This window comes from Bradyrhizobium betae (assembly GCF_004123905.1).
Classification (GTDB): Bacteria; Pseudomonadota; Alphaproteobacteria; order Rhizobiales; family Xanthobacteraceae; genus Bradyrhizobium; species Bradyrhizobium betae_A.
This window is the reverse complement of record NZ_MZXW01000029.1, coordinates 26,258-52,619: the sequence shown is the minus strand read 5'-3', so window position 1 is coordinate 52,619 and position 26,362 is coordinate 26,258. Positions and strand designations below refer to the sequence as shown.

Here is a 26,362-nt window from a genome sequence, read left to right as displayed (position 1 = left end):
ACAGAAAACTTAAGTCGTAAATGAGGATCCGGCCGTGGAACCCGATACGCCGCAATCTCCGCAGGCAGCCGTGAAAGTCCGATGCTGTATCGTCGGCGGCGGGCCCGCCGGCATGATGCTCGGCTATCTGCTGGGGCGTGCCGGCATCGATGTCATGGTGCTGGAGAAGCATGCGGATTTCTTCCGCGACTTTCGCGGCGACACCGTGCATCCCTCGACGCTCCAGGTCATGGACGAGCTCGGCCTGATCGCCTGCTTCCTGACGCTGCCGTATCAACCCATGCAGAAGATTGATGGCCTGTTCGGCGGCACGCCGGTGCGGATCGCCGATCTCAGAAGACTGCATACGAAATACCCGTTCATCGCCTTCATGCCGCAATGGGACTTTCTGAATTTCCTGCGCGAGGCCGGCAAACGCTTTGCCTCGCTCAAGGTGATGATGAACACGGAAGCCGTCGATCTGATCCGCCGCGGCGAGACCATCGCCGGCGTGCGCGCGAAGACGCCGGACGGCATCGTCGACATCGAGGCCGATCTCACCATTGCCTGCGACGGCCGGCATTCGATCGTGCGCGAGCGTGCCGGTCTTGAGGTCGAGGAGATCGGCGCGCCGATGGACGTGCTCTGGTTCCGCGTCGGCCGCAGAGCTGATGAGACCGAGAATTTGTTCGCGCGCGTCGAGCCTGGCAAGATGATGGTCACCTTCGACCGCGGCGATTACTGGCAATGCGCCTATGTCATCGCCAAGGGACAATACGATGCGGTGAAGGCGAGGGGATTGCAGGCGCTGACCGACGACATCGTGCGCATGGCGCCGATCCTGAAGAGCGGAATTGTCGACGTGAAGAGCTTTGACGATTTCAAGCTGCTCACTGTTGCGATCAATCGCCTCAAGCGCTGGACGCGGCCGGGCCTGCTTTGCATCGGCGATGCCGCGCATGCGATGTCGCCGGTCGGCGGCGTCGGCGTCAATCTCGCCGTGCAGGATGCGGTCGCGACCGCCAACCTGCTCGCCGACAAGCTCCAGTACGGGTGCCCGTCCGAGGGCGAGCTCGATGCCGTGCGCCGCCGGCGCGAGTTCCCGGTGAAGATGACGCAAGCGATGCAGGTGATCGTGCAGAACAACATCATCAGCGGCGCGTTGCAGGGCGGTGACCGGCCGCTGAAGGTGCCGCTGGTCGTGCGCCTCATCACCGCGCTGCCCTGGCTCCAGGGCATTCCGGCGCGCCTCATTGCGCTCGGCGTGCGGCCCGAGCACGTGCAGTCGAAGGCCGCGCCGGGATCGTACCGCAACGATCCGGTAGGGATAATTCCGCGTTAAATCGCACGCGGCGCGTTGCGTGCCTGCAACAGCGCAAACGGATTCAAGGCGCCCAATCCGCCAATCCGGCGTCTTAACTTTCTTGATTCAAATTTGAGTAAGAACTGCGTGTGAGCGTGCACCCATCAAAGGACACGGGGTGTACCATGCGTAACAAATTGATTGCCGCCTTCGCCTGCACGACCGCTCTGGTTTCGACGGGCGCTGCTTCCGCCGCCGATCTCGGTGCGCGCTACACGAAGGCGCCCGCCTATGCAGAGCCGCTGTTCAACTGGACCGGTTTCTACGTCGGCGGCCATATCGGTGGCGCCTGGACCAACGAGCAATTCATCAACAACGGGATTGGCGCGCCGTTCGGCGATCTGGTTCCGGGCGAAGGTTTCCGTCAACGCAAGTCAGGCATCATGGGCGGCGCCCAGATCGGCTACAACTGGCAGGCCAACAACTACGTGTTCGGCATGGAAGGCACCATCTCCGGCCTCGACAACAAGGGCACGGTCGCAAACACCGTGTTTGGCGCCGGTGACGACATCTTCACCTGGCGTGCCAACGTGCTCGCGACCGTCGTCGGCCGCGCCGGCTTCGCCGTGCAGAACAATCTGTTCTATATCAAGGGCGGCTATGCCGGCGTGAACAACCGCCTCAACGTCAGCGACACCGTTGCCCCCGCGACGGGCAATGGTGGTCAGACTCACTGGGTCAACGGCTGGACCGTCGGCGCCGGCTGGGAATACGGCATCACCCGCAACTGGATCGTCGGCCTCGAATACAACTACGCGGCTTTCGGCAGCCAGACCTATCAGCTCGGCGGCACCTCGGGCAACTACACGTTCGATGCCAAGCCGCGCGACATCCAGTGGGCTGTCGTGCGCGCGAGCTACAAGTTCGATGCGCCGGTCATCGCGCGCTACTGAGCAACGAACGACCAATCTGCAAAAAGACCATCACTGCCAAAATTCAAAAGCCCCGGCTTCGCCCGGGGCTTCTTTTTTGCGTGCAAGCGAGCTCGATGTCGTCGTCTGGAATGCACCGTCGATCATCACTGCGAACGCACAATGCTCACTTGTCCCGACAGGATGGCGAGGCCGCAGCAGCCCAAGGCGGTGCATGTTCTTCGGACAGGACTTTAATCCTGCTACACGCATAGGTCAGTGTTGCCGACCCTTGCGTGTCTGAAATGCCGCGTTTTCTCGAATAATGCGTGGGAACCGGGAGGAACCGTGGATTCGGAATCGCTGCCCGGGCGGCGTGCCGTATAAATTCGGTTCATCAGATTCTTTTCTGTTTCTTGCAGCTGTTTCCCAGGAGAAATACCGATGAAAAAGGGGCTGGAATTCGTAGCAGGGATGTCGCTTTTGCTTGGTGCGACGGGCATCGCCTCCGCGGCCGACATGGCCGTCAAGGCTCTGCCACCGGCTCCCGTGGTGGCTCTCTACAACTGGACCGGCTTCTATGTCGGCGGCTTTGGCGGATATGGCTGGGGCAATCATGATCGGCTCAATGACGCCGGCTTTGCCAACAGCTACAGCTCGACAGGCGCCATTGCCGGCGGCCTGGCCGGCTACAACTGGCAGATCCAGAAGTTCGTGCTTGGCGTCGAAGGCGACTTTGCCTGGGCGGACATCAAGGGCGACGACAATTTTGTCGGTGGTACCAAGGATGAGACGACGCTGCGCTGGGTGGGCACGATCCGCGGCAGGGCCGGAATCGCGATCGACAAGTGGCTGCTGTTCGGGACCGCCGGTTGGGCCTATGGGCAGCAGCGCCATGTGAACACCAACGTCGGCGTAGGCATCGACTCGTTCTCGACGAATACCAATGGCTGGACCGCAGGCGCGGGTGTGGAATACGCCTTCGCCCCCAACTGGCTCGGCAAGCTCGAATACCGCTACTATGATTTCGAACGCTACTCCCGCGCCGGTGCGCCGGCGACGCCCAACGGTAATATTCCCTATAGCGTCGCCAGTCAGTATCAGACGGTCACGGTCGGTGTGAGCTACAAGTTCGGCGGCGCCGTGGTTGCGAAGTACTGATTGCGCGCGGCAAGAGTTCAAGAGTCAAAGAGGCCCCGGCGGGGATGCCGGGGCCTCTTTCGTGAGCACAGCTGCGGCTTATGCCATCACCGAGAACCCGCCGTCGACGGGGATCGCGGTGCCCGTGACGAAGTTCGAGGCGGATGACGCGAGGAACACAGCGATGCCCGCGAAGTCGTCGATGTCGCCCCAGCGCCCCGCGGGCGTGCGCGCCAGCACGCGTTCGTGCAGTCCCGAGACCTGCTGCCGCGCGCCACGGGTGAGGTCGGTGTCGATCCAGCCGGGGAGGATGGCATTGACCTGGATGTTGTCGGGCGCCCAGGCATTGGCGCAGGCGCGCGTGTACTGCACGATGCCGCCCTTGCTCGCCGCATAGGCGGTGGCGAAGCTCGCGCCGAAGATCGACATCATCGAGCCGATATTGATCACCTTGCCGTTGCCGGACGCCTTCAGCGCCGGATAGGCCAGCTTCGAGCACAGGAAGGCGCTGGTGAGGTTGGTATTGATCACCGTGTTCCACTCGTCGAGCTCGAGCTCGTGCGGGGGCTTGCGGATGCTCATGCCGGCATTGTTGATCAGGATGTCGATGCGGCCGAGATCCCTGACGACACGCTCCACCATCGCAGCGATCGCCGCCTTGTCGGTCACGTCGGTGGTGACGGCAAACGCCTTCACGCCGCGCGCTTTGAGATCGGCGACGGCGGCGGCCGATTTGGCTTCGTTGCGTCCGACCACGGCGATATCAGCGCCGGCATCGGCAAGGCCGTGCGCCAGGCCGAGCCCGATGCCGCCATTGCCTCCTGTGACGATCGCGACCTTGCCGCGGAGATCGAACCGGTTGGATGTCATGCTTGTATTCCCTGGTTTCTTCTATTGGTTGCTCTGCCAGATCAGCACCAGCCCGAAGCCGGCCATGGCTGCGCCATAGCCGGCCCATTGCAGCTGGTTGACCATGAAGCTCGATCGCGGCCAGGGGACGGTGCCCGTGCCTTGTCCGATCCAGAGCAGCCCGACGGCGAGAGCAAACAGGCCTGCGACAAGCAGAAATCTGCGCATGCATTCCTCCCCATTGGTCTGCTTCTGTCGCAGCCCACGGCTTGAACGATCGCCGCAGACACGAAAACTTCCAGCCAGACTAGCCGTAGCTACGGTTCAGATACAATGGCCGGGGATGCAGGACTGGCGGGAGGACGCATGTCCGTGCGCAAGGCGATCCTGGGAAGCGTGGCTGTGGCCGCGCTGGTCACGGCCTATGCCGTCATTCCGCGTCATGCGGATCTGCGGGCATTCGATCCGGCCGAGATGGCCAGGCTCGAAACAGCGATGTGGCGCGACTACTACGACAAGCGCTATGCCGCGCTGTTCTACCATCTCTACCAATCGATGCGGACGCAGTTTGGCTTCTCGCCGCTTCAGAGTCTGCAGATCGGGCTCAGTGCGGCCGAGGCTGCCAGGACGTTCCAGCCGACGACGTCGCGCCGGGAGGCCGATGCGGCCCTGCCGGCCCTCGTAACGTACTACCGTGATTTCGCGCCTGCCGCGCCCGTGGCGTTCGATGCGGAGGAAGCCGCTGGTCTCGAGCTCGACTGGTGGCAGGCGCGCCGCGAAGCGGTCGCTCCACGCGACTATGGCCTCACCATCGCGCGCGTCACGGCGCTGACCTACGGCAAGAACGGGGACGATTCCGGCATAAGGCAGTTCGGCGTCGCGCGGGCGGAAGCCATGGCGCTCCGCGATGCCGGCGGCGAGGCGATCACCGAGGCGGACTGGACGACGATCGAGAGCCGACTAGGAGAGGCGTACCGGTCGCTGAAAGTGAGCGTCGGCCGCTAAAGCATCGCACAACGAAAAAGCCCCGGCGATGCCGGGGCTTTGACGTCTAAACTTGCGTTCAGCTCAGTACTTTCAAGCTCAGTACTTGGCGACGACCGGACCGGTCCAGTTGAAGCGGTAGACCAGCGAGGTCGAGATCGTCTGGTTCCAGCTGTTGGCGCGGATGCTCTGACCGATCGGGAGATTGCCGCCATCGGTCAGGATGTCCGAGGTCTTGCGGTCGTAGAAGGCCGAACGATACTCGGTCTTCATGAACCAGCCAGGGGAGGAGATGCCGAAAAAGTTCAGGCTGTTCTCGACGCCGCCGCCGACGAACCAGCCGTTGCGGTTGTAGCCGTTGATGTGCACGCCAGCCGGAACGCCGGCCAGGGTCAGGAAGTTGGTGCTGCCGAAGTGGGCGCCGGAGTAACCGCCGTTGACATAGGAGAGAACGTTCGGAGCGACCAGCCAGCCGAGGCGCACACCAGCGGCCCAGGAGTCTTCCAGCTTCTGGTTGCCGGTGATGCCGCCAAACAACAGAGGATCCTGCACGGTGGCGCGGATGCTGCCGAACTGACCGTCAGCGAACACGCCGGCGACCCAGGTGCTGTTGAACTGCCAGTCGTAGCCGAGGCCGACGGTGCCGAACCAGCCCGAGCCACCCTGGCGCTGGTCGATGGTCAGCGGGATCGCGCCGACCGTGGTCTGGACATGCTGGTCCGAGTTCGAGAGGCCGCCGCCGCCGCCGCCAAAGATGTAGAAGCCGGTCCAGTTGGCAACCGGAGCCGCCACCGGAGCCTTCACGTAGGGACGGGCAGCCAGGTCAGCCGCCGAGGCCGAACCGGTCATTGCCGCAACCGCGGTCAGAGCCAGCAAAATCTTCTTCATGATAAAATCCCCAACTTTGGTCTGTAGCAGGCGCGAGCGCACTGAAGTCCGTGTGATCTGATGCCTGGACTATAGACGCTTTCCACCGAAAAGCTGTTGCATGGCAGGCACAGTCGCCGGGAAACGCCAGCCAGTCGGGTTTTGGCGAGTGATCGTCGAATCCAGAGAAAATGACGTAATTTCAATGCATTGACTGGACTTTCGGTTTTGCTTTTCGGGTAACTTCTCATTAGCAATTCGGGTTTGTTCGAAATGGAGGCAGTCCTGCCTCAGCCTTGGCGCCGGTGAGTCGTTGGCCGACTCGTCCGGAAACGCCGAATCGTCGTCACAAATGAAAAAAGCCCCGGACCAGGGCCGGGGCTTTTGACGGAGGGCGCGGCTTCAGACGTCGAGCAGATCGTCGTTGGCAAACTCGGCCTTGTCCGAGATGAACGCGAAGCGCGCCTCGGCCTTGGTGCCCATCAGCCGCTCGACCGAATCTGCGGTGGTGTCGCGGTCGTCGGCAAGCAGCACCACCTTGAGCATGGTCCGCTTGCGTGGATCCATGGTGGTTTCCTTGAGTTGCGCCGGCATCATCTCGCCGAGACCTTTGAAGCGGTTCACCTCGACCTTGGCGTTGGCGTTGAACTCGCTCTTGATCAGCGCCTCCTTGTGCTTGTCGTCGCGGGCGTAGACCGACTTCGTGCCGTGGGTCAGCTTGTAGAGCGGCGGCACTGCGAGGAAGAGGTGGCCTTCGTCGATCAGCCGCGGCATCTGCCGGTAGAAAAACGTGATCAGGAGCGAAGCGATGTGGGCGCCGTCGACGTCGGCGTCGGTCATGATGATGATGCGCTGGTAGCGCAGATCCTCTTCGCGATACTGCAAGAGCTGGCCGCAGCCGATCGCCTGCACGAGGTCCGAGAGCTGGGCGTTCGCCGTCAGCTTGTCCTTGCCGGCGGAGGCAACGTTGAGGATTTTTCCGCGCAACGGCAGCACCGCTTGCGTCTTGCGGTCGCGCGCCTGCTTGGCGCTGCCGCCGGCCGAGTCACCCTCGACGATGAAGAGCTCGGAGCCTTCGGTGCCGGCATCGGTGCAGTCGGCGAGCTTGCCGGGCAGGCGCAGCTTCTTGCCGGCGGTTTTCCGCGCGGTCTCTTTTTCCTGGCGGCGGCGCAGCCGTTCCTCGGCGCGGTCGATCACGAAATCGAGCAGCCTGTTGGCCATGTTCGGATTGCCCGACAGCCAATGGTCGAACGGGTCCTTCATCGCCTGTTCGACGATGCGCTGCGCCTCGGCGGTGGCGAGACGATCCTTGGTCTGGCCCTGGAATTCAGGCTCGCGCACGAACACGGACAGCATCACGGCTGCGCCCACCATCACGTCTTCCGAGGTGATGGACGAGGCGCGCTTGCCCTGGCCGACGCGCTCGGCGTGATCCTTCAGGCCGCGCAGCAGCGCGCTGCGCAGGCCGGATTCGTGCGTACCGCCATCGGGCGTCGGCACGGTGTTGGTGTAGGACGACAGGAAGCCGTCGGCATCGGCGGTCCAGGCCACGGCCCATTCGCAGGCGCCATGCGCGCCGTTGCGGCCCGACTTGCCGGAGAAGATGTCGGGATGCACCAGCGTGTCGGCGTGGATCGCGGCCGCCAGATAATCCTTGAGGCCGCCGGGGAAGTGGAACGTGGCCTCTGCCGGCACGTCCTCGACGCCCTTGAGCAGCTCGGGCGCGCAGTTCCAGCGGATCTCGACGCCGCCGAACAGATAGGCCTTCGAGCGCGTCATCTTGAACAGGCGCTGCGGCTTGAACGCGGCCTTGGCGCCGAAGATGTCGGTATCGGGCTTGAAGCGCACGCGCGTGCCGCGACGGTTGTTGATCTTGCCGAGGTCTTCGAGCTTGCCCTTGGGGTGCCCGCGCTCAAACGTCATCCGGTAGAGCTTCTGGCTGCGCGCGACCTCAACCTCGAGCAGCGAGGAGAGGGCGTTCACCACGGAGATGCCGACGCCGTGCAGACCGCCGGAGGTCTCGTAGACCTTGCTGTCGAACTTGCCGCCCGAATGCAGCGTGCACATGATGACTTCGAGCGCCGACTTCTTCGGGAATTTTGGATGCGGATCAACGGGAATGCCACGGCCGTTGTCGGTCACGGTGAGAAAACCGTCCGCGCTGAGTTCCACGCCAATGAAGGTCGCGTGCCCGGCGAGAGCTTCGTCCATCGAGTTGTCGATGACTTCGGCGAAGAGGTGATGCAGCGCCTTCTCGTCGGTGCCGCCGATATACATGCCGGGCCGGCGCCGGACCGGTTCCAGGCCTTCGAGCACCTCGATGTCGGCCGCGGTGTAATCGGCTTCCGCGCCGCTCGCACGCGACGCCGCCTTGGCGGGCGCACGCGGCTTCTGCTCGTCGGTTGGGAACAGGTCTGCTTTTGTTTTCAACTGCTTGGACATATATCTTGATGTGCTTTGAGGGCCGCGCATGCGGCGAATCGGTTAAGGCGACTATGCCACGGCTGGACTGGAAAGGTCACCGCACGCCGGCCAAGTGGGTGTGGGTGGGAGCCAATCCCGGCGATTTTACGCCGCAGGCCCAGCAATTCCCGGCAAATTGACGTCCGGGCCCGGTCTTGCCAGGGATTTGTGACTTGATGTCACACAAGCCCTTGGCTTACCAGTCATTTTCATCGAGCAGCACCTTGAGACGGGGCGGGAAGGCTATTTTTGAATGGAGCAGTATGCGCACGCCCTGGCCGATTTTGTGCGCGCTCACCAGGCTTGGGCCGCTCCGATCGTGTTCCTGCTGGCCTTCGGGGAATCGCTCGCCTTCATCTCGCTGCTGATCCCGGCCTGGGGCGCGCTGGTGGCAATCGGCGCGCTGATCGGGGCGAGCGGCATCAGCTTCTACCCGGTCTGGATCGCCGGCGGCATTGGCGCAGCACTCGGTGACTGGGTCTCCTACTGGTTCGGCTACCGCTACAAGGAGCAGGTCGCCCAGATGTGGCCGCTCTCGCGCTACCCGGAACTGCTGCCAAAGGGCGAGGCTTTCGTGCGCAGCTGGGGCGTGCCCAGCATCTTCATTGGCCGCTTCTTCGGCCCGTTGCGCGCCTCGGTGCCGCTTGCCGCCGGCATCTTCGAGATGCCCTATTGGAGCTTCCAGGCTGCCAATTTCATCTCGGCGCTGGTCTGGTCGGCCGCGCTGCTGCTGTTCGGCGACGTGATCGCCAAGATCATGGAATGGATCTGGCGGGTGATCTGATTGAGCCTGGTTCGCGACCCATATGGCTGGTCGGAGCCGGAGAAATCTAAAAGTCGTTCTTTTCGAGAGTGTCGGTGGTAATTTTCGCTTGCTAGTTGAGCTGCGGAATTGGCAGGCCGGGCGCTCAACAGATGATCGTACGAATTTATTCAGCCTTCCTGGCGGCGTTGCTGCTGCTGTCGCCATGCACGAAATCGGAAGCCGCGGAATCATCGGGCCTGGATGCGAGGCCCGGCTGGATCGACCCGGGTTGGCGGCGAGCGGTCGCCCGTCATACCATTACATTCGATGAGACCGGGCTGAGCAACGAGGTCTTCGAGTTCGAGATCAAGGCGCTCGACGAGAAGGGCGCCGAGGCGATCGCGCAACAGAGTTTTCAGTACAACAGCTATTTTGACGAATTGTCGTCAACGGAGCTTGCCACCCTCAAGGCCGATGGCAGCGTGATCGCGGTCGACGAGCGTGTCATTCGCGATCAACCGGCCTCGACGGATTCCTCTTCGCCCTATTGTGACGAGGTCCGCAACCGGATCATCGCCTTTCCGCATGTTGCCCCCGGCGACAGCATCCGCGGTCGTCTTGTTTACAAGGCGAAGCAGGCGAGATTTCCGGGCGAGTTCGCGCGCGTGTGGAGCGAGCCGGCGAGCCAACCGCCCGAATTGCTCGAGGTGATCGTGGACGGACCGGCATCCAGACCGCTGCGGATCGCACTGCGCAATGTCGAGCACTCGGAAGAGAGGGGCAACGATCGCATCGTCCATCGCGTGCGTTTCCGGCAGGACACGCCGAGGCCCGGCCAGATCGACGATGAGACGCTCTCATACGCCGCGCGTTTCGAGGTGAGCACGTTTGCCGATTATGCCGCTTTCGCGACGGCGCTGAACGCCCGCAACGCGCCCATGGCGCGACCGGACGAGAAGATCACACGACTTTCGCGGGAGATCGTCGGCGAGGCGACGGGCTCGCGGGCCAAGGTCGAACGCATCTACAATTGGGTGGCTCGCAATATCCGCTACGTCGGAATTGGACTGGAGGACGGCGGCTGGACCTCACAGCCGGCCTCCGCCGTGCTGGCCTCGCGCTACGGCGATTGCAAGGCGCATGCGACACTGTTCAAGGCGCTGCTTGCTGCGCAGGGTATAGAGGCCAATCTGGTCGCGGTGAACGCGGGCGCGAGATACACGCTCACCGAAGTGGCGACGCCGAATTTTGACCACGCGATCGCTTACGTCCCGGAGATTGACCAGTATCTCGATCCGACAGCCTCCCTGTTTGCCTTCGGGTCCCTGCCGCCCGAGCTCGCGGGCAAGCCGATCCTCAACGTCGACAAGGGCGCCATGGGACGGATTCCCCTGATCGAAGCGGCACGGTTCGTCCTGGCCGCGGAAACGAACTACGTCCTCGACAGGGACGGGAAACGCGAGGCACAATCGATCCTGTCCGGCACCGGTATCGGCGCGCAACTGGGACGCGTGTTCGCGCAAGGACTGGACGACACGGACCGGCGTATGACCGCTAGGACTCTGATTGAGCAGGCCGGCCTGGCCGGCAGCGGCGACTACACCTATCCCAATCCGCGCGAACTGACCGACGAGTTCGCGATCACGTCGACGTTTCGGATTACCAAGCCGGTCGGTCTCGACCGGCCGACCCGCGTCAGGATGCTGCCTTTGACCGATCCGAGGCGATCGCTGCTGCGGCTGGCCGTGCGCCAGTCCAATGGCCGGCCTTTCGCCTGCCGGCCGATGGAATACCGCGAGGCCGCGTCACTGACGATTCCCGATAACGTGTTCTTTTACGAGAAGCCCGCACCTATCGACTATTCGCAGACGTTCGAAGGCCGGACGGGCTACGGATCAGTCCGCGGCCGGATCGAGGTTCACGGCACCATCGACCTCGATGGCAAGATTATCCGCTCCAAGGCCGTCCTTCGCCTCACGCTCGACGCACCGGTCTGTCCGGCGGAGTTCGCCGCGATCATCGAGAAAGGGTTCGACAAGCTCGACGAGTTCAAATACGCGCCGATCGGCCTTACCCCGAAAGGAGCGTTCTCGGTTGTTGAAGTCAGCGCCGACTATACCGAGGGCGCGAACGCATATCTCGCTCACGATTTCGAACGCGCGATGGAGCGGTTGAAACCGCTCGCCGAAATCGGCAACGCCCGCGCGCAGGCCCATGTGGGGGCGATGTATCGGGACGGAAGCGGAACCAAGCGTGATGCCGGGGAGGCGGTCAAATGGTTTCGCCTGGCCGCCGAGCAGGGCGATCCCTATAGCCAGGAGCAACTTGCTTACCTCCAGGAAGAAGGGCCGGCGCAGGTTCGCGACGTGAAGCAGGCGGCCGATTGGTACGCCAAGGCGGCGGAGCAGGGGAAGGCCTACAGCCAGATGCGCCTTGCCGCCATGTACCGGGACGGCCGTGGTGTTCCACAGGACCTTGCCGCGGCCTTCGATCTGTTTTCGCGGGCGGCGGAGCAGGGCAACAGCTACGCGCAGACGAGCCTCGGCCTCTTGCACATCAAAGGCCAGGGCGTGCCGCAGGATCTTGCCAAGGGCATATCCCTGCTGCGCGTGGCTGCCGAGCAGAACGACAGCTCGGCTCAATACAATCTAGGCTGGGCCTATGAGAGTGGCACCGGTGTGCCAAAGGACGCGCAGCAGGCGATCCAGTGGTACACCAAGGCATACGATCGGGGAAACGAGCAGGCAGGGGCTCATCTTTACGAACTGACCCGCGGCGGCGGTTCCTTTTGGGGCTCGCTCTTCGGTCGTCTCGGCCTCGCTCGATGGTAGGGGGCGCCACTCCGATGGTTCCACACCTTGACGATCGGCCGATATGGCCTTATAGCCGCGCGCCATGATCAACGCCGCGACCATTCTGTTCGCCCGTCGCCGCCGCCGCTCTTTAGCGGTTTGGGCGGTCGATCGCGTTTGAGATCATCGTCTTTGCCGCTGGACCCGATCCGCGGCATTCTCTCTCCTGTCAGCGCGATCTGATCCGGCGGCCCCCTAGGAGGCCCAGCAGGAGACCACGATGTACACGCCACCCTTTTTCAAGCAGGACCGCGCCGCGAGCCTGAAATTCGCCGACGAGCGCGGATTCGGCACCATGTGCGCCTTCGACGGCCACAAGCCGGTGGCCTCGCCGCTGCCGTTCTATTTGACCTATGCCGCTGACGGCACGCCGCAGGCCGCCTTTCATGTCGCCCGTCACAATCCGCTGCTAAAGCTTGCGGATGGGACGAGCTCCTGGCTGCTCGCGGTCAACGGCCCCGATGCCTATGTCTCGCCGGACTGGTATGTCTCGCCGGATCAGGTGCCGACCTGGCTCTACCAGTCGGTGCATCTGACCGGACCGGTGCGGTTGTTGTCGGACGATGAGCTGGCGGTGCAGATCGATACGCTCAGCGACAAGTTTGAGACCTGGCTGCTGCCCAAGAAGCCGTGGACATCCGGCAAGATGACGGCGGGCCGGCTCGAGGCCATGAAGAAGGGGATCGTGGGTCTGGTCATGACGGTTGAAGAGGTCGAAGGCAGCTTCAAGCTCAACCAGCACAAGTCAGACGCCGACTACACGGCGATCGCCAATGCGCTCGGCGCGCAAGCTCTCGCCGACGCCAAAGAGATCGCGCAACTGATGCAGGACGTGAGGCCGGAGGCCTTCGCGGACGAAACCAACAAGCTCGAAAGGAGCGTACCATGAGCCTCACGGACACCACCAAAGCCCCGACCTCCGGCGCGGCCAGGAAGCCCGCCACCGTCTTCGTCGACGGCGGGTCCGGCACCACCGGGCTCGGCATCAACGAGCGGCTGAAGCTGCAGAACGACGTCGTCGTGAAGACCATCGCCGACGACAAGCGCAAGGATCCTGCGGCGAAGAAGGCGTTGATGGAGGAGGTCGATCTCGTCATCCTCTGCCTGCCCGACGATGCCGCCAAGGAAACGGTTGCGCTGGTCGACAGCATGGGCGCTGCGGGCCCGAAGGTGCTGGACGCCTCGACCGCCTACCGGGTCGCGCCGGACTGGGCCTATGGCTTTGCGGAGATGACGCCGGACCAGGCTGGCAAGATCAAGGCCGCGAAAAAGGTCTCCAATCCCGGCTGTTATCCGACCGGCGGCATCGCACTGCTGCGGCCGATCGTCGATGCCGGTCTTCTGCCTCCTGACTATCCCGTCACCATCAACGCGGTGAGCGGCTATTCCGGCGGCGGCAAGTCAATGATCGCGAGTTTTGAAGACGGCAGCGCGCCGTCCTTCGAGCTCTACGGCCTCGGTTTCGAGCACAAGCATCTGCCGGAACTGCAGCTCTATTCGAACCTGACGCGGCGGCCGATCTTCATCCCGTCGGTCAGCAACTACCGGCAGGGCATGCTGGTCTCGGTGCCGCTCCAGCTCGACACGCTGCCGGGCAAACCCAGCGGCGCCGATCTCCAGGCTGCGCTGGCCAAGCGCTACGCCGGCTCGAAATACGTCTCGGTGATGCCGCTTCAGAACGAGGCGACCAAGGTCGGCAAGCTCGAGCCGGAAGCGCTCAACGAGACCAACATGCTCGAGCTCTACGTCTTCGCCAGCGACAAGTATCACCAGGCGGTGCTGGTCGCCCGGCTCGACAATCTCGGCAAGGGCGCCTCGGGTGCGGCCGTGCAGAACATGCGGCTGATGCTGGGCATGGCGGACGAGTAGGGCAGGCGCGTGCCCCGGACGCAGCGCAGCGCCACATGGCGGTGCGCTGCAGAGCCGGGGCCCATTCTTGCTGTGTGGCTTTCTGGGTCCCGGTTCTGCACCGCGGCGCTTGCGCGCCGCAGCGCGCCCGGGACACGAGCTATCGCCTTCCGGGGACGTGACCGCATGGACGAGACCACGCTGCAATTCTATCGGCAGAACGCCCAGTCCTACGCGGACTGGGCCAAGGCGCCATCGACGAGGCTGCTGGGCTTTCTCGCGCTGCTGCCATCCGGCGGCTCGATCCTCGAACTCGGCTGCGGCGCCGGCAATCATGCGGCGGTGATGCTGGCGCAAGGTTTTTCGCTGCGCGCGACCGATGGCTCGCCAGAGATGGCAGAGATCGCGTCCCAGCGGCTCGGTCATCCCGTCGAGGCGATGCGGTTCGACCAGCTGGATGCGCGCGACGCCTATGACGGCGTCTGGGCGAGCGCTTGTCTACTTCACGTCCCGCGCGACGAGCTTGCCGGCATCCTCGCGCGAATTCATCGCGCGCTGAGGCCGTCCGGCGTGTTCTATGCCAGCTACAAGATGGGCGAGAACGACGGGCGGGACAGCCTCGGGCGATACTACAGCTACATATCGCCCGAGTGGCTCGAAGCGACCTACGCCAGCGCAGGATCGTGGCTCACGCTGACGTCGGAGACCTCAGTGATTCAGAGCTTCGACCAGACTCCCGCCAACATGCTGAATCTCGTCGTTCGCAAGGCCGCCGTCTGATCCCTCAAACCACCCTGAAGATCGCCAGCGCCAGCACGGCCTGCGCGAGGAAGCCGACGGTGAAGGCCAACGTGCGGAACACCGGGACCCCCAGCGCATAGACGATCAGATGCGCGACGCGCGACCAGAAATAGACGGCGCAGGCGAGCACGGTCCATTTCGAGGAATAGTCGATCGCGTTGAGGATCAGCACCAGCGGCGCGAACAGCACGAGGTTCTCGACCGCGTTGTCGTGGGCGAACATCAGGCGGTTCGCCCATTCGGCCTGTGGCTTGTCGCCGCGCGAGGGGTTGGCCATCGCGCCACTGAGCCCGCGCACCTGGCAGCGGTTGATGGTGTAGGGAATCCAGAGGATGCCGGTCAGGATCACCGTCAGTGTCAGCCAGAACAATTCACGCGTCATAACCCGGTCCCCTCATTCGTCACTGTGCTGAAAGCGAGCTTATACGAAAGCGCGCGCCGTTGCGCTATGCGCGAACCCTGACATAGCTGCCCGGCGCGTCCTCGATCGGGGGCAGAGCTTCGCTCCCGACCACGCGCGCCGGGACTTCCTCGGGATCGAGGGAGCCCAACCATTCGCGCCAGTCCGGCCACCATGAGCCCTTGTGCTCGACGGCGCCCTTCATCCACTCGGCGACGTTGACGCCCTTGATGTTGTCGTTGGTCCAGTACTGGTACTTGTTCGAGGCGGGCGGATTGACCACGCCGGCGATGTGGCCCGAGCCTGACAAGACGTATTTCACCGGGCCGCCGAAGAATTGCGAGCCGTACAGCACCGACTCGGCCGGTGCGATGTGGTCCTCGCGGGTGGCGAGGTTGTAGACGGGCACCATGACCTTGGAGAGATCGAGCAGGGTGTTGTCGAGCACCATCGTGCCCGTGGACAGCCGGTTCTCCAGATAGCAGTTGCGCAAATAATAGGAATGGTTTGACGCGGTCATGCGCGTCGCGTCCGAATTCCAGTGCAGCAGGTCGAACGCGCTCGGCTGCTGGCCCTTTAGATAATTGCTGACGACGTAGGACCAGATCAAATCGTTGGAGCGCAGCATGTTGAAGGCCATCGCCATCTTGGAACCTTCGAGCACACCGGCCGCCTTCATGTCCTGCTCGAGCGCTGCGATCTGCTCTTCGTCGACGAACACCAGCAGATCGCCGGCATGGGTGAAGTCGACTTGCGCGGCAAAGAACGTCGCCGACGACACCCGCTGGCGGCGCTTCTCGGCGAGCCAGGCCAGCGTGGTCGCGAGCATCGTGCCGCCGACGCAATAGCCGGCGGTGTGCACCTTCATCTCGCCGGTGACCTTCTCGATCACGTCCATCGCCGTGAGCGGGCCTTCCTTCATGTAGTCTTCCCAGCTCTTGGCACCGAGCTTCTTGTCGGGATTGACCCATGAGATCACGAACACGGTGATGCCCTGGTCAACGCACCACTTGATGTAGGATTTCTCCGGCTTGAGATCGAGGATGTAGAACTTGTTGATCCAGGGCGGGATGATCAGAAGCGGCGTGCGCAGCACGTTCTCCGTGGTCGGAGAATACTGGATCAGCTGCATCATCTCGTTCTGGTAGATCACCTTGCCCGGCGTCGTCGCCATGTTGACGCCGACGACGAGATTATCCGGGTTGGACTGGCGGATCTTCAGCATGCCTTTGCCGGCCGCGATGTCCTCGGCCAGCATCTTCAGACCGCGCGCGAGGTTCTCGCCGCTGCTTGCGACCGTCTCGCGCAGCACTTCCGGATTGGTCAGCACGAAGTTCGACGGCGAGATCGCGTTGGTGACCTGCTGGACGTAGAACTCGGCCTTGCGGCGGGTCTGCGGGTCGAGCCCTTCGGCGTCGCGCACCAGCTCCTGCGCAAATTTGGTGGTGAGCAGATACAGCTGCATCATGAAATCGAAGAACTGGTTCGACTTCCATTCCGGATCGGCAAAGCGCTTGTCGCGCGGCGACGGCGCGATCGCGGGTGCGGCGTCCTGGCCGGCCATGCGGCGCGCCGCCGAGCCCCAGAGGTCGAGATAGTCCTTGGCGAGCTTGGTCTGGAGATCCGACGAACGCGTTTGGTCCGACAGCCAGTATTCGGCGACCGAGGTGAAGGTCTTCACGACCTCGGTGAGCTCGGCCGGCGGACGATCCTGCACCTCGCCGCTCTCGCGCGGCTTCAGATACGCGGCGAGCGCCTTGCCGCCGCTCTCCAACGCCTGCGCGACATTCATCGCGAAGGCGTTCGCATCGAACTTTGTCTCGGATTTGGGCGTATCGGTCGTGGCGGTACTCATGAGCAGAACAGTAACGATTCATTCCGTATTCGTCACCGCGAAGCTCGCATCTTTGGCGCTAAACACGCACCAAGATGTGCTGCACTGCGACAAGGCTTCTTGGTTTGGTCACAATCAGGGTGCAACTCTTGGACCATTGGGGCCTTGGATGTTTTCTCGCTCGTACCATTTGTGGGCAGCAATGGTTTGAGCTTGGGCAGGTTGGTGGGATAAGCTCCCTCCAGCCTTGCGTTGGGACGAGTAGGGGATTTCCCAAGTGTTGGCGTTGAGGGACCTGCAAAAGTCGCTGCCGATCTGCGGCGCGCTGCTGACGATGGCGCTCGCCCTGGGCGGCTGCTCGAGTCAGCTGGCGGATTACACACCCACCGACGCGCAAGCCCATCCCAGGGAGCCCGGCACCTACCTTCCGGTGCACGATTTGCCGCCCGATCGTGATCAGGCGATCATCCCGCCGGACCAGCGCGCCAAGATCGAAGCCGAGCTTGCCGCCGCGCGCGACCGCCAGTCCGTCGCCGCCAAGGATGCGAAGTAGCGCGGTGCAAGGTAATCGCTGGCGCCCTCGCCACTCCGTGCTAAAAAGGCCTCAGTTCAGCCGAGAGTCAGGGCGAAGGTGCTCAGCCCTTGTCGCCGAAATGCGCTCCAAGTAATTGATTTTGAGCGGTTTTTGCGCAAGGGGCGGTTGCCTTTCAGACGGGCGTCGTAGCCTGTCGATTCTGTCCTGACCGGTTGCCCGGAGCCCAGAGAGCCATGGACGATTTTTACCGCATCCGCCGCCTTCCGCCTTACGTGTTCGAGCAGGTCAATCGGGCCAAGGCAGCCGCGCGGAATGCCGGCGCCGACATCATCGACCTCGGCATGGGCAATCCGGACCTGCCGGCGCCGGCGCATGTGCTGGAGAAGCTGAAGGAGACCCTCGGCAAGCCGCGAACAGATCGCTACTCGGCCTCCCGCGGTATCCCTGGCCTACGCCGGGCCCAGGCCGCCTATTACGAGCGCCGCTTCGGGGTGAAGCTCAACCCCGACACCCAAGTTGTGGCGACGCTCGGCTCCAAGGAGGGCTTTGCCAACGTGGCCCAGGCGATCACCGCGCCGGGCGACGTCATCCTCTGTCCGAACCCGAGCTACCCGATTCACGCCTTCGGCTTTTTGATGGCAGGCGGTGTGATCCGCTCGGTCCCCTCGGAGCCGACGCCGGAGTTCTTCGAGGCGGCGGAGCGGGCGATCGTGCATTCGATCCCGAAGCCGCTCGCGCTGGTCGTCTGCTACCCCTCGAACCCGACCGCCTATGTCGCGAGCCTCGACTTCTACAAGGACCTCGTCGCGTTTGCGAAGAAGCACGAGATCCTGATCCTGTCCGATCTCGCTTATGCCGAGGTCTATTTCGACGAGAACAACCCGCCGCCCTCGGTGCTCCAGGTGCCCGGCGCGATCGATGTCACCGTCGAGTTCACCTCGATGTCGAAGACCTATTCGATGGCCGGCTGGCGCATGGGCTTTGCCGTCGGCAACGACCGCGTGATCGCGGCACTCGCCCGCGTCAAATCCTATCTCGACTACGGCGCCTTCACGCCGGTTCAGGTCGCCGCGACCGCGGCGCTGAACGGGCCCGACGATTGCATCAAGGAGATGCGCGACACCTATCGCAAGCGCCGCGACGCGCTGGTGGAATCGTTCGGCCGGGCCGGCTGGGAGATCCCGCCGCCGGAAGCCTCGATGTTCGCCTGGGTGCCGCTGCCGGAGGCCTTTCGCAGCGTCGGCAGCATGCAGTTCGCGACCCTGATGGTGGAAAAATCCGGTGTCGCGGTGTCGCCTGGCGTCGGCTTCGGCGAGCATGGCGAAGGATATGTCCGCATCGCCATGGTGGAAAACGAGCAACGGATCAGGCAAGCCGCGCGCGGCGTGCGCCGCTTCCTTGAAAGCGGCATCGAAACGTTGCACAACGTCGTTCCGCTCGCCAACCGGCGCTAATTCTCTTCTGCAGGTTCACTAAAGCATCATGGTTGCACCCCTGAAAGTGGGCATAGCGGGGCTCGGCACCGTGGGTGCCGAAGTCGTCCGTTTGATTGAAACGCAGGCCCGCGTGCTCGCTGGCCGCAGCGGTCGCGGCATTCGCGTCGTCGCCGTCACCGCGCGCTCGAAGGCCAAGAAGCGCAGCATCGATCTGCGCGGCGTCGAATGGGTGAAGGACCCGATGGTGCTGGCCACGCATCCCGAGGTCGACTGCTTCGTCGAGCTGATGGGCGGCGCCGGCGATCCCGCGTTGTCGGCGGTCGAAGCCGCGCTCAACGGCGGCAAATCGGTCGTCACCGCCAATAAGGCGCTGCTGGCCAAGCACGGTTTGAAGCTTGCAAAGGCCGCCGAAAAGCACGGCGGCGCGCTGAATTTCGAGGCAGCGGTCGGTGCGGCGATCCCTGTCATCAAGACGTTACGCGAAGGCCTTGCCGGAACCGGCATCAACCGCGTCTACGGCATCCTCAACGGCACCTGCAATTACATCCTGACCCGGATGGAGCAGGAGGGCCTGTCCTTCGCCGAATGCCTCAAGGATGCGCAGCGGCTCGGCTATGCCGAGGCCAACCCGTCCTTCGACGTCGACGGCCACGACACGGCGCAAAAGCTGGCCATTCTCGCCAGCCTCGCTTTCGGCACGAAAGTTGCTCAAAGCGCGGTGTATGTCGAAGGTATCTCCTCCATCGCGCCGGAAGATCTGCGCGCCGCTGACGATCTCGGTTACCGGCTCAAGCTGCTCGGCGTTGCCGTGCGCACCGCCAAGGGCATCGAGCAGCGCGTGCATCCGACCATGGTTCCAAAATCCTCCTCGATCGCGCAGGTGATGGGTGTCACCAATGCGGTCACGATCGATGGCGAGGGCATCCCGCCGATCACGCTGGTCGGTCCCGGCGCCGGCGGTGCTGCAACCGCATCCGCCGTCGTCGCCGACATTGCGGATGTTGCGCGCGGCATCCGCGCCAATCCGTTCGGTCGGCCGATCTCGCATCTGCGCGACACCAAGAAGGCGCCGATGGAGCGGCATGAAGGCGGCTACTACATCCGCCTCCTGGCGCGCGATTTCCCGGGCACCGCGGCTCGGATCGCGACCCGGCTCGCCGAGCAGAAGATTTCGATCGAGTCGATCGTGCAGCGTCATCCCAATGGCGGCGCTGCGCCCGCAGATGGCAAGGCGGTGCCCGTGCCCGTGATCCTGATCACCTATGCCACGCACGAGGACGCGGTGCGCCGCGCGCTCGCCGCCGTGCAGAAGGACAAAGTGATCAGCGGACGGCCGCAGGTCATCAGGATCGAGAAGAACTGAGCATGCAATGACACGGTTCGAACGAACTGTGGGTGTTACGAGTTGATGCGGACGGAGATGTCCGTCCCAAACTGTTTCGAAGGAGTTAGCCGATGTCGACCCATATTTCAGTCCCGCCGCAAGCGTTGCTCGAGCGCATCCTCACGCTGGAGATCGTGCGGGTGACGGAGCGGGCGGCGGTGTCCTCGGCGCGGTTGCGCGGGCACGGGCAGGAGAAGGCGGCCGACCAGGCCGCGGTGGACGCCATGCGGCGCGAGCTCAACAAGCTGCCGATCCAGGGCACCATCGTGATCGGCGAGGGCGAGCGCGACGAGGCGCCGATGCTCTTCATCGGCGAGAAGGTTGGCATGAACGCCGGCCCTGAGGTCGACATCGCGGTCGACCCGCTCGAAGGCACCACGCTGTGCGCCAAGAACATGCCGGGCTCGATTGCCACCATGGCGATGGCCGACGGCGGCACGTTGCTGCACGCCCCCGACGTCTATATGCAGAAGCTCGCGATCGGGCCGGGCTATGACAAGGGCGTCGTCGATCTCGATGCGAGCCCTGCCGACAACGTCCGCCGCCTCGCCAAGGCCAAGGGCGTCAAGGCCGAAGGGATCACCGTTCTCGTGCTCGACCGTCCGCGCCATGCCAGCATCATCGAGAGCGTGCGCTCGACGGGCGCGGCCGTGCGCCTGATCACCGACGGCGACGTTGCCGGCGTGATCCACTGCGCCGACCCCGACAATACCGGCGTCGACATGTATCTCGGCACCGGCGGTGCGCCGGAAGGCGTGCTCGCCGCCGTGGCGCTGCGCTGCATCGGCGGCCAGATGCAGTGCCGCCTGATCCTCGACTCCGACGAGAAGCGCGAGCGCGCCGCCAAGATGGGCGTCAACGATCCCAAGATGATCTACGGGATCGAGGACATGGCGCGCGGCGACTGCCTGTTCGCCGCCACCGGTGTTACCACGGGCTCGCTGCTCTCCGGCGTCAAGTTCCGCAAGGACGGCGTGATCGAGACCGAGACGGTGGTGATGCGCTCCGTGACCGGTACCGTGCGCTACATCAAGGCCGAGCACCGCGAGCTCGCGAAATTCCATCTGGATTAGGTCACGACACGCGACCTCATTCCGGGCCTGCGTCTCGCGACGCATCCCGGAATGAGCAAGAACAACAACATTCGGGGAAGCGCCCATGTCCGATCTCTCCGCCGTCAAAGCCCTCGTCTTCGACGTGTTCGGCACGGTCGTGGACTGGCGCACCAGCCTGATCACCGACTTCATGTGGTGGGGGAAGGGCCGGGGCATCAGCGCCGACTGGACCGCCTTGGTCGACGGCTGGCGCGCGGTCTATTCGGCCTCGATGGACGAGGTGCGCAAGAACCCGCAGAACGGCTACGTCATGCTCGACGATCTACATCGCCGCTCGCTGGAAAAGCTGGTCGCGCAGTTCGCGATCAAGGGTCTCACCGAAGCCGATCTCGACCACCTCACCAAGGGCTGGCACCGCCTCAATCCCTGGCCCGACAGCGTCGCGGGGCTCACGCGGCTGAAGACAAAATTCGTGATCTCGCCGCTGTCGAACGGCAACGTCGCGCTGCTCACCAACATGGCGAAGTTTGCAGGCCTCCCCTGGGACCTCATCATGTCGGCCGAGCTGTTCGAGCACTACAAGCCCGATCCCGAAACCTATCTCGGCGCCGCGCGGCTGCTCAGCCTGAAGCCCGAACAGGTGATGATGGTCGCCGCGCACAATTACGACCTGAAGGCCGCGCAGAGCTATGGCCTGAAGACCGCCTTCGTGGCGCGGCCGACCGAGTACGGTCCGCTGCAGAAGATCGATTTCGAAGCGACCGGCGATTGGGACATCGTCGCCAAGGATTTTGGCGGGGTCGCCGACAAGCTCGGGTGCTGATCGCCGCTCAGGCTGAGCCGGCAGTCCGGGCAGCACATGTGGCCGCCCGGACTGATCCTGAGGCCTACAACGTCATCTGCATCGGTTCGGGATAGTAGTGAAACCCGTCGCCGGCCTTGGCGACATGGCCGTAGCCCGGCCAGGCAAAGTGATAGGACATCACCGGAATCTTGTTGGCCGCAAGCATGGTCAGCAGTTTGACACGCGACTCCGCCGCCTGCTTCGGGTCTGTGTCGTAGGAGAATTCCATCCGGGGGCGCTCCAGCAGCAGCACGGCATGGTGCGAGAGATCGCCGAGGAAGGCGAACGACTTGCCGGCTGACGAGACCATGAAGATGGTGTGGCCGACGGTGTGACCGGGCGCCGCGATTGCCTGCACGCCGGGCAGGAATTCCTCTCCATCCTTGAAGAACTTGATGCGGTCGCGGACCGGCAGCAGGTTCTTGCGGGCGTGAACCACAAAATCCTTGGCCGGGCTGCCCAGCTTGCCTTCGTCGGTCCAGAAGTCGAAATCGGTCTGGGAGATGTAGATCTGCGCGTTCGGGAACAGCGGCTTGCCGCCGTCGTCCACGATGCCCCCGATGTGGTCGATATGGGCATGCGAGCAGACCACGGCGTCGATGTCCTCCCGCTTGATGCCGGCTTCGGTCATGCTCTTCTGCTGCCGGCCGGTGGTCGGGCCGAACATCTTGGAGGTGCCCATGCCGGTGTCGAACAGGATCAGCTTGTCGCCGGTGTTCACGATCGGCGAGTTCTGCTCGAGCACGACATTGTCCGGCGACAGGAAATTGTCGGCGAGCATCTTCTTCACTTCTTCCTTGGGAACGCCGGTGAAGGTGCCGGAGGGATCGCCAAGCGGAAGCGGGCCGTCGGACACGATGGTGACTTCGGCATCGCCGAGAACGAAGCGGTGCCAGTAGGGCGTCTGGGTGCCGAGCTTGGGCGCGCGTGCGAGCGCACTGCTGCCGAGCATTGCGCTGGCGCCGAATCCTGCGCCAAGCGAGAGCAGGGATCGACGTGAGACATTGAGCGTCATGCGTTTCCTCCATTTTCTGTTTTGATCCGCACGATTTTTCGCGCGTGATATTCGGCCCTGAGGCCTGCGCAGCGATGCTGCGCCGGTTCAGACAAGCTCGCAAGTGGAATTGGTTTTCGACTTGCAGGTTACGTCGAAAACAATCGATGATTGTGTCACGATTGTGTTCGCTGACACCATGATGTGCAGTCGCGCTTACGTCACGACGCGCGTATTCCACTGCACGAACTTCGAGCTGCGCTGACAGCGGTCGTCCGCAATCTCACGCGATCCGCAGTGCGAGGTCGTTTGCTTCCGCCTCCGCAAAGCCTGCCTGCAAAACCTCTTCGCGCTTGTGGCGCAGATGCGCACGCAGGATGTGCGACAGGCCGGCGCCGTCGCGCCGCTGCAGCGCGTTGAGGATCGCTTCGTGCTCGCTGACGGCGAACGCCCAGCGCTGCGGCGTCATCGGCGTCACGTAGCGCGCGCGGCGGATGCGCGCGGTCACGGAGGCGTAGAGCCCAGTCAGCGCGGGATTGCCGGCGGCTGCGACGATGCCTTCGTGAATGGCGCGGTTGCCGCGGTAGTACTGGATCAGATCGCCGTCGCGATAGTGCCGCACCATCTCCTCATGCGCGGCGGCGATGGCGCCGATCTCGACGTCGGTGATGCGCTCGCAGGCGAGTTCGCCGGCCAGCGCCTCCAGACCCTGGCAGACCTCAAAGAGGTCGCGCATGTCCTTGTCGGTCAGCTTTGCCGCGCGCGAGCCGCGGTGGGGCAGGAGCTGCACGAGGCCCTCGGCGGCGAGTACCTTGAGCGCCTCGCGCAGCGGCGTGCGCGAGATCTCGAGCCGCTCGCACAGCTCGCGCTCGGGAATGCGCGCGCCCGGCGGAATTTCGCCGTCGAGCAGAATGGCGCGGATGCGGCCGACGACCTCCTCATGAAGCATGGGTCAATCTCTATTTTGCATTCAAAAGCGAATTAATCAGCGAAGGAACAAAGATTGTAGCTTGAAAATCCAAATTTTTGCATTCAAAAATGTAAAAAACACAGGGAATATAGGAAATGGACCAGGCTGCAGAGGCGGAAGACCTCGTTTTTGAATGCAGGAACGGCATCGGTTGGATCACCTTCAACCGCCCGCAGGCCCGCAACGCTTTCACTTTCGCCATGTACGAGCGGCTCGCAGCCATTTGCGAAGAGGCCAACGACGATCGTTCGCTCAAGGTCCTTGTGCTGCGCGGGGCCGGCGACAAAGCCTTCGCCTCGGGCACCGACATCAATCAGTTCCGCGAGTTCAAGACGCCGCAAGATGCGATCGACTACGAGAACCGGATCGACCGGGTGCTCACCACACTCGAGCAGTGTCGGGTGCCGACCATCGCGGCGATCAACGGGTTCTGCACCGGGGGCGGGGCGGGGATTGCCGCCGCCTGCGACCTGCGTATCGGCACGGCAAGCACGAAGATTGGCTTTCCGATCGCACGCACCCTCGGCAATTGCCTGTCGATGTCCAATGTCAGCCGTCTCACCGCGCTCATTGGTGCGGCGCGCGTCAAGGATCTGATTTTCACTGCGCGTCTCGTCGAGGCCGCAGAGGCCGCCAGTGTCGGGCTGCTCGGCGAGGTCGTCGATGATCTTGCAGCGCTGGACAAGCGCGCCGACGAGGTCGCCCGGCTCTTGGCCAGCCACGCCCCGCTGACACTGACCGCCACCAAGCAGGCGGTGGCCCGCCTGCAAAGGCGGCTGACGCGGGAGGAGGGCGAAGACCTCATCCTGCTGTGCTACACGAGCCAGGATTTTCGCGAAGGGCTCGATGCTTTCCTCAACAAGCGCGCCCCGCAATGGCGCGGCCAATAGGACGCCCCGATGCAAAGCGATCGATCGCAACCCACCTCCCGCCGCGCAGGCCCGCTCGCCGGCCTCAAGGTCGTCGATCTCACCCATGTCATGGCGGGACCGACCTGCACCCTGATGCTCGCCGACATGGGCGCCGACGTCATCAAGATCGAGAAATCGCCGAACGGCGACGACACCCGCCATTCCGTGCCGCCGAAGATCGGTGACGAGGCGGCCTCTTTCCTGATGATGAACCGCAACAAGCGTGGCATCGTGCTGGACCTCAAGACCGACGGCGGCAAGCAGGTGTTGCGGCGGCTGATCGCGACCGCCGACGTGCTGGTCGAGAATTTTGCGCCGGGCGCCATGGAGCGGCTCGGCTTCGGCTATGAAGCGCTGCACAAGCAGCATCCGGCGCTGATCTATTGCTCGCTGTCCGGCTTCGGCCGCACCGGTCCCTACAAGGACCGCAGGGGATTTGACCTCGTCGCGCAGGCCATGAGCGGCATCATGAGCTTTACCGGCGAACGCCCCGACGGCCCGCCCGTCAAATGTGGCCCACCGCTGTCCGACATCACCGCCGGCCTGCTCGCGAGCATGGGCATCCTCGCCGCCTACACGCACCGCCTCAAGACCGGCGAAGGGCAGTGGGTCGAGACCTCGCTCTATGAGGCCGCCCTGGTGCAGACCTACTGGCAGTCCACCATCGCACTGGCCGCGGGCACCGCGCCACGCGCAATGGGCTCGGCCCATCCGCTCAACGCGCCATATCAGGCCTTCGAGGCCTCTGACGGCTGGCTCGTGGTCGGCGGCGCCAACAAGAAGCACTGGCTGTTGATGCTGGAGGCGCTCGGCGCCAGCGAACTCGCCGGCGATCCGCGCTTCGTCAACGGGGCCGACCGCATGGCCAATCTGAAGGAGCTCGAAGCCGTCCTGAGCGAGCGCTTCCGCACGAAGTCGCGGGCGCATTGGCTGGCGGCGCTGGACGAGAAGGGCGTGCCATGCGGACCCGTGCACGACATGCTGGAGGCGCTGAGCGATCCGCAGACGCTAGCGCGCGAGATGGTCGTCGAGGTCGAGCACTCCACGCTCGGTCCCGTCAAGACGATCGGTCTTCCCGTCAAGTTTTCGGAGACCCCAGGCAAAGTGCGCACGGGCGCGCCGGTCTACGGTGAGCATACGAGCGAGGTGCTGGCCGAATACGGGTTCGACCAGAAGCAGATCGAAGCGCTCGAAAAAGAAGGCGCGATCGTCCTGGCATCAGGGAGGCGCGAGGAACGCGTCGCCTGACCGGACTGC

The 26,362-nt window shown here is 63.7% G+C and carries 24 protein-coding genes; 16 read left to right on the top strand and 8 right to left on the bottom strand.

Translation table 11 applies throughout. From position 1 onward, the window contains the following. Positions 1–34 precede the first annotated feature (34 nt). From B5V03_RS23640 to B5V03_RS23630, 3 genes are all read left to right on the top strand, one after another. Positions 35–1,321 carry an FAD-dependent oxidoreductase gene (locus B5V03_RS23640; protein WP_206736181.1) on the top strand — a complete coding sequence of 429 codons (1,287 nt, stop codon included), beginning with the start codon at positions 35–37 and terminating at the stop codon, positions 1,319–1,321. Between the two features lie 146 nt (positions 1,322–1,467). Then, positions 1,468–2,235 carry an outer membrane protein gene (locus B5V03_RS23635; protein ID WP_129272795.1) on the top strand — a complete coding sequence of 256 codons (768 nt, stop codon included), beginning with the start codon at positions 1,468–1,470 and terminating at the stop codon, positions 2,233–2,235. A 402-nt stretch (positions 2,236–2,637) separates the two neighbouring features. Next, a complete protein-coding gene (locus B5V03_RS23630; protein ID WP_129272794.1) occupies positions 2,638–3,354 on the top strand; it encodes an outer membrane protein in 717 nt (238 codons plus the stop codon). 78 nt (positions 3,355–3,432) lie between these two features. On the opposite strand, the gene B5V03_RS23625 is transcribed toward B5V03_RS23630, so the two are convergent. Continuing rightward, on the bottom strand, positions 3,433–4,203 hold the full coding sequence (locus B5V03_RS23625) for an SDR family NAD(P)-dependent oxidoreductase (RefSeq protein ID WP_129272793.1): 771 nt from the start codon (positions 4,201–4,203) through the stop codon (positions 3,433–3,435). 21 nt (positions 4,204–4,224) lie between these two features. Further along, positions 4,225–4,410 carry a hypothetical protein gene (locus B5V03_RS23620; RefSeq protein WP_027557870.1) on the bottom strand — a complete coding sequence of 62 codons (186 nt, stop codon included), beginning with the start codon at positions 4,408–4,410 and terminating at the stop codon, positions 4,225–4,227. Between the two features lie 138 nt (positions 4,411–4,548). On the opposite strand from B5V03_RS23620, the gene B5V03_RS23615 reads away from it, so the two are divergent. Beyond that, positions 4,549–5,187, top strand: a complete 639-nt coding sequence (locus B5V03_RS23615; RefSeq protein ID WP_129272792.1) for a hypothetical protein — start codon at positions 4,549–4,551, stop codon at positions 5,185–5,187. A 78-nt stretch (positions 5,188–5,265) separates the two neighbouring features. Here the strand turns inward: B5V03_RS23615 and B5V03_RS23610 are convergent, their stop codons facing one another. Both B5V03_RS23610 and parE read right to left on the bottom strand, forming a co-directional pair. Continuing rightward, positions 5,266–6,054, bottom strand: coding sequence for an outer membrane protein (locus tag B5V03_RS23610; RefSeq protein WP_164988233.1), 789 nt, complete (start codon positions 6,052–6,054; stop codon positions 5,266–5,268). 381 nt (positions 6,055–6,435) lie between these two features. Beyond that, positions 6,436–8,475: a DNA topoisomerase IV subunit B gene (parE, locus tag B5V03_RS23605; RefSeq protein ID WP_129272790.1), complete on the bottom strand. Its 2,040-nt coding sequence runs from the start codon at positions 8,473–8,475 to the stop codon at positions 6,436–6,438. A 274-nt stretch (positions 8,476–8,749) separates the two neighbouring features. Between parE and B5V03_RS23600 the strand changes: the two genes are divergently transcribed. From B5V03_RS23600 to B5V03_RS23580, 5 genes are all read left to right on the top strand, one after another. Next, positions 8,750–9,280 (top strand): DedA family protein, encoded by a 531-nt coding sequence (locus B5V03_RS23600; protein WP_129272789.1) that lies wholly within the window; start codon positions 8,750–8,752, stop codon positions 9,278–9,280. Between the two features lie 131 nt (positions 9,281–9,411). Beyond that, a complete protein-coding gene (locus B5V03_RS23595; RefSeq protein ID WP_129272788.1) occupies positions 9,412–12,072 on the top strand; it encodes a DUF3857 domain-containing protein in 2,661 nt (886 codons plus the stop codon). A gap of 241 nt (positions 12,073–12,313) precedes the next feature. Next, entirely contained in the window at positions 12,314–12,982 is a 669-nt protein-coding gene (locus B5V03_RS23590) for an FMN-binding negative transcriptional regulator (RefSeq protein WP_129272787.1), read from the top strand. Next, positions 12,979–13,962: an N-acetyl-gamma-glutamyl-phosphate reductase gene (gene argC / locus B5V03_RS23585; protein WP_129272786.1), complete on the top strand. Its 984-nt coding sequence runs from the start codon at positions 12,979–12,981 to the stop codon at positions 13,960–13,962. Before B5V03_RS23590 ends, argC begins: the two co-directional genes overlap by 4 nt. 165 nt (positions 13,963–14,127) lie before the next feature. After that, complete coding sequence (locus tag B5V03_RS23580; RefSeq protein ID WP_129272785.1) at positions 14,128–14,721, top strand: class I SAM-dependent methyltransferase; 594 nt, start codon at positions 14,128–14,130, stop codon at positions 14,719–14,721. 4 nt (positions 14,722–14,725) lie between these two features. Here the strand turns inward: B5V03_RS23580 and B5V03_RS23575 are convergent, their stop codons facing one another. Both B5V03_RS23575 and B5V03_RS23570 read right to left on the bottom strand, forming a co-directional pair. Then, positions 14,726–15,124 carry an MAPEG family protein gene (locus B5V03_RS23575; RefSeq protein ID WP_129272784.1) on the bottom strand — a complete coding sequence of 133 codons (399 nt, stop codon included), beginning with the start codon at positions 15,122–15,124 and terminating at the stop codon, positions 14,726–14,728. Positions 15,125–15,188: 64 nt separating this feature from the next. Further along, the gene (locus tag B5V03_RS23570; protein ID WP_129272783.1) at positions 15,189–16,997 is read right to left on the bottom strand and encodes a PHA/PHB synthase family protein; all 1,809 of its coding nucleotides are present in this window, start codon (positions 16,995–16,997) and stop codon (positions 15,189–15,191) included. 256 nt (positions 16,998–17,253) lie between these two features. Between B5V03_RS23570 and B5V03_RS23565 the strand changes: the two genes are divergently transcribed. The 5 genes from B5V03_RS23565 to B5V03_RS23545 all read left to right on the top strand — a co-directional run bounded on the left by B5V03_RS23565 (position 17,254) and on the right by B5V03_RS23545 (position 22,209). Then, positions 17,254–17,529 (top strand): hypothetical protein, encoded by a 276-nt coding sequence (locus tag B5V03_RS23565; RefSeq protein ID WP_129272782.1) that lies wholly within the window; start codon positions 17,254–17,256, stop codon positions 17,527–17,529. Positions 17,530–17,744: 215 nt separating this feature from the next. Beyond that, positions 17,745–18,965 (top strand): LL-diaminopimelate aminotransferase, encoded by a 1,221-nt coding sequence (locus B5V03_RS23560; protein ID WP_129272781.1) that lies wholly within the window; start codon positions 17,745–17,747, stop codon positions 18,963–18,965. Between the two features lie 28 nt (positions 18,966–18,993). After that, positions 18,994–20,310 (top strand): homoserine dehydrogenase, encoded by a 1,317-nt coding sequence (locus B5V03_RS23555; protein ID WP_129272780.1) that lies wholly within the window; start codon positions 18,994–18,996, stop codon positions 20,308–20,310. A 92-nt stretch (positions 20,311–20,402) separates the two neighbouring features. Continuing rightward, entirely contained in the window at positions 20,403–21,404 is a 1,002-nt protein-coding gene (gene glpX, locus B5V03_RS23550; protein ID WP_129272779.1) for a class II fructose-bisphosphatase, read from the top strand. Positions 21,405–21,489: 85 nt separating this feature from the next. Further along, a complete protein-coding gene (locus tag B5V03_RS23545; RefSeq protein ID WP_129272778.1) occupies positions 21,490–22,209 on the top strand; it encodes a haloacid dehalogenase type II in 720 nt (239 codons plus the stop codon). Positions 22,210–22,273: 64 nt separating this feature from the next. Here B5V03_RS23545 and B5V03_RS23540 read toward each other — a convergent pair whose 3' ends face one another. Together B5V03_RS23540 and B5V03_RS23535 are read right to left on the bottom strand one after the other, a co-directional pair. Next, a complete protein-coding gene (locus B5V03_RS23540; protein ID WP_129272777.1) occupies positions 22,274–23,245 on the bottom strand; it encodes an MBL fold metallo-hydrolase in 972 nt (323 codons plus the stop codon). A gap of 262 nt (positions 23,246–23,507) precedes the next feature. Next, on the bottom strand, positions 23,508–24,173 hold the full coding sequence (locus B5V03_RS23535; RefSeq protein WP_129272776.1) for a GntR family transcriptional regulator: 666 nt from the start codon (positions 24,171–24,173) through the stop codon (positions 23,508–23,510). A 116-nt stretch (positions 24,174–24,289) separates the two neighbouring features. On the opposite strand from B5V03_RS23535, the gene B5V03_RS23530 reads away from it, so the two are divergent. After that, positions 24,290–25,084: an enoyl-CoA hydratase/isomerase family protein gene (locus tag B5V03_RS23530; RefSeq protein WP_129272775.1), complete on the top strand. Its 795-nt coding sequence runs from the start codon at positions 24,290–24,292 to the stop codon at positions 25,082–25,084. A 9-nt stretch (positions 25,085–25,093) separates the two neighbouring features. Further along, positions 25,094–26,353 carry a CaiB/BaiF CoA transferase family protein gene (locus B5V03_RS23525; RefSeq protein ID WP_129272774.1) on the top strand — a complete coding sequence of 420 codons (1,260 nt, stop codon included), beginning with the start codon at positions 25,094–25,096 and terminating at the stop codon, positions 26,351–26,353. The last annotated feature ends 9 nt before the right edge of the window (positions 26,354–26,362 follow it).

Coding starts and splice junctions, on each gene's coding strand:
- B5V03_RS23635 (WP_129272795.1), top strand. CDS start 1,468: ATGCGTAACAAATTGATTGCCGCCTTCGCCTGCACGACCGCTCTGGTT.
- B5V03_RS23630 (WP_129272794.1), top strand. CDS start 2,638: ATGAAAAAGGGGCTGGAATTCGTAGCAGGGATGTCGCTTTTGCTTGGT.
- B5V03_RS23625 (WP_129272793.1), bottom strand. CDS start 4,203: ATGACATCCAACCGGTTCGATCTCCGCGGCAAGGTCGCGATCGTCACA.
- B5V03_RS23620 (WP_027557870.1), bottom strand. CDS start 4,410: ATGCGCAGATTTCTGCTTGTCGCAGGCCTGTTTGCTCTCGCCGTCGGG.
- B5V03_RS23615 (WP_129272792.1), top strand. CDS start 4,549: ATGTCCGTGCGCAAGGCGATCCTGGGAAGCGTGGCTGTGGCCGCGCTG.
- B5V03_RS23610 (WP_164988233.1), bottom strand. CDS start 6,054: ATGAAGAAGATTTTGCTGGCTCTGACCGCGGTTGCGGCAATGACCGGT.
- parE (WP_129272790.1), bottom strand. CDS start 8,475: ATGTCCAAGCAGTTGAAAACAAAAGCAGACCTGTTCCCAACCGACGAG.
- B5V03_RS23600 (WP_129272789.1), top strand. CDS start 8,750: ATGGAGCAGTATGCGCACGCCCTGGCCGATTTTGTGCGCGCTCACCAG.
- B5V03_RS23595 (WP_129272788.1), top strand. CDS start 9,412: ATGATCGTACGAATTTATTCAGCCTTCCTGGCGGCGTTGCTGCTGCTG.
- B5V03_RS23590 (WP_129272787.1), top strand. CDS start 12,314: ATGTACACGCCACCCTTTTTCAAGCAGGACCGCGCCGCGAGCCTGAAA.
- argC (WP_129272786.1), top strand. CDS start 12,979: ATGAGCCTCACGGACACCACCAAAGCCCCGACCTCCGGCGCGGCCAGG.
- B5V03_RS23580 (WP_129272785.1), top strand. CDS start 14,128: ATGGACGAGACCACGCTGCAATTCTATCGGCAGAACGCCCAGTCCTAC.
- B5V03_RS23575 (WP_129272784.1), bottom strand. CDS start 15,124: ATGACGCGTGAATTGTTCTGGCTGACACTGACGGTGATCCTGACCGGC.
- B5V03_RS23570 (WP_129272783.1), bottom strand. CDS start 16,997: ATGAGTACCGCCACGACCGATACGCCCAAATCCGAGACAAAGTTCGAT.
- B5V03_RS23560 (WP_129272781.1), top strand. CDS start 17,745: ATGGACGATTTTTACCGCATCCGCCGCCTTCCGCCTTACGTGTTCGAG.
- B5V03_RS23555 (WP_129272780.1), top strand. CDS start 18,994: ATGGTTGCACCCCTGAAAGTGGGCATAGCGGGGCTCGGCACCGTGGGT.
- glpX (WP_129272779.1), top strand. CDS start 20,403: ATGTCGACCCATATTTCAGTCCCGCCGCAAGCGTTGCTCGAGCGCATC.
- B5V03_RS23545 (WP_129272778.1), top strand. CDS start 21,490: ATGTCCGATCTCTCCGCCGTCAAAGCCCTCGTCTTCGACGTGTTCGGC.
- B5V03_RS23540 (WP_129272777.1), bottom strand. CDS start 23,245: ATGACGCTCAATGTCTCACGTCGATCCCTGCTCTCGCTTGGCGCAGGA.
- B5V03_RS23535 (WP_129272776.1), bottom strand. CDS start 24,173: ATGCTTCATGAGGAGGTCGTCGGCCGCATCCGCGCCATTCTGCTCGAC.
- B5V03_RS23530 (WP_129272775.1), top strand. CDS start 24,290: ATGGACCAGGCTGCAGAGGCGGAAGACCTCGTTTTTGAATGCAGGAAC.
- B5V03_RS23525 (WP_129272774.1), top strand. CDS start 25,094: ATGCAAAGCGATCGATCGCAACCCACCTCCCGCCGCGCAGGCCCGCTC.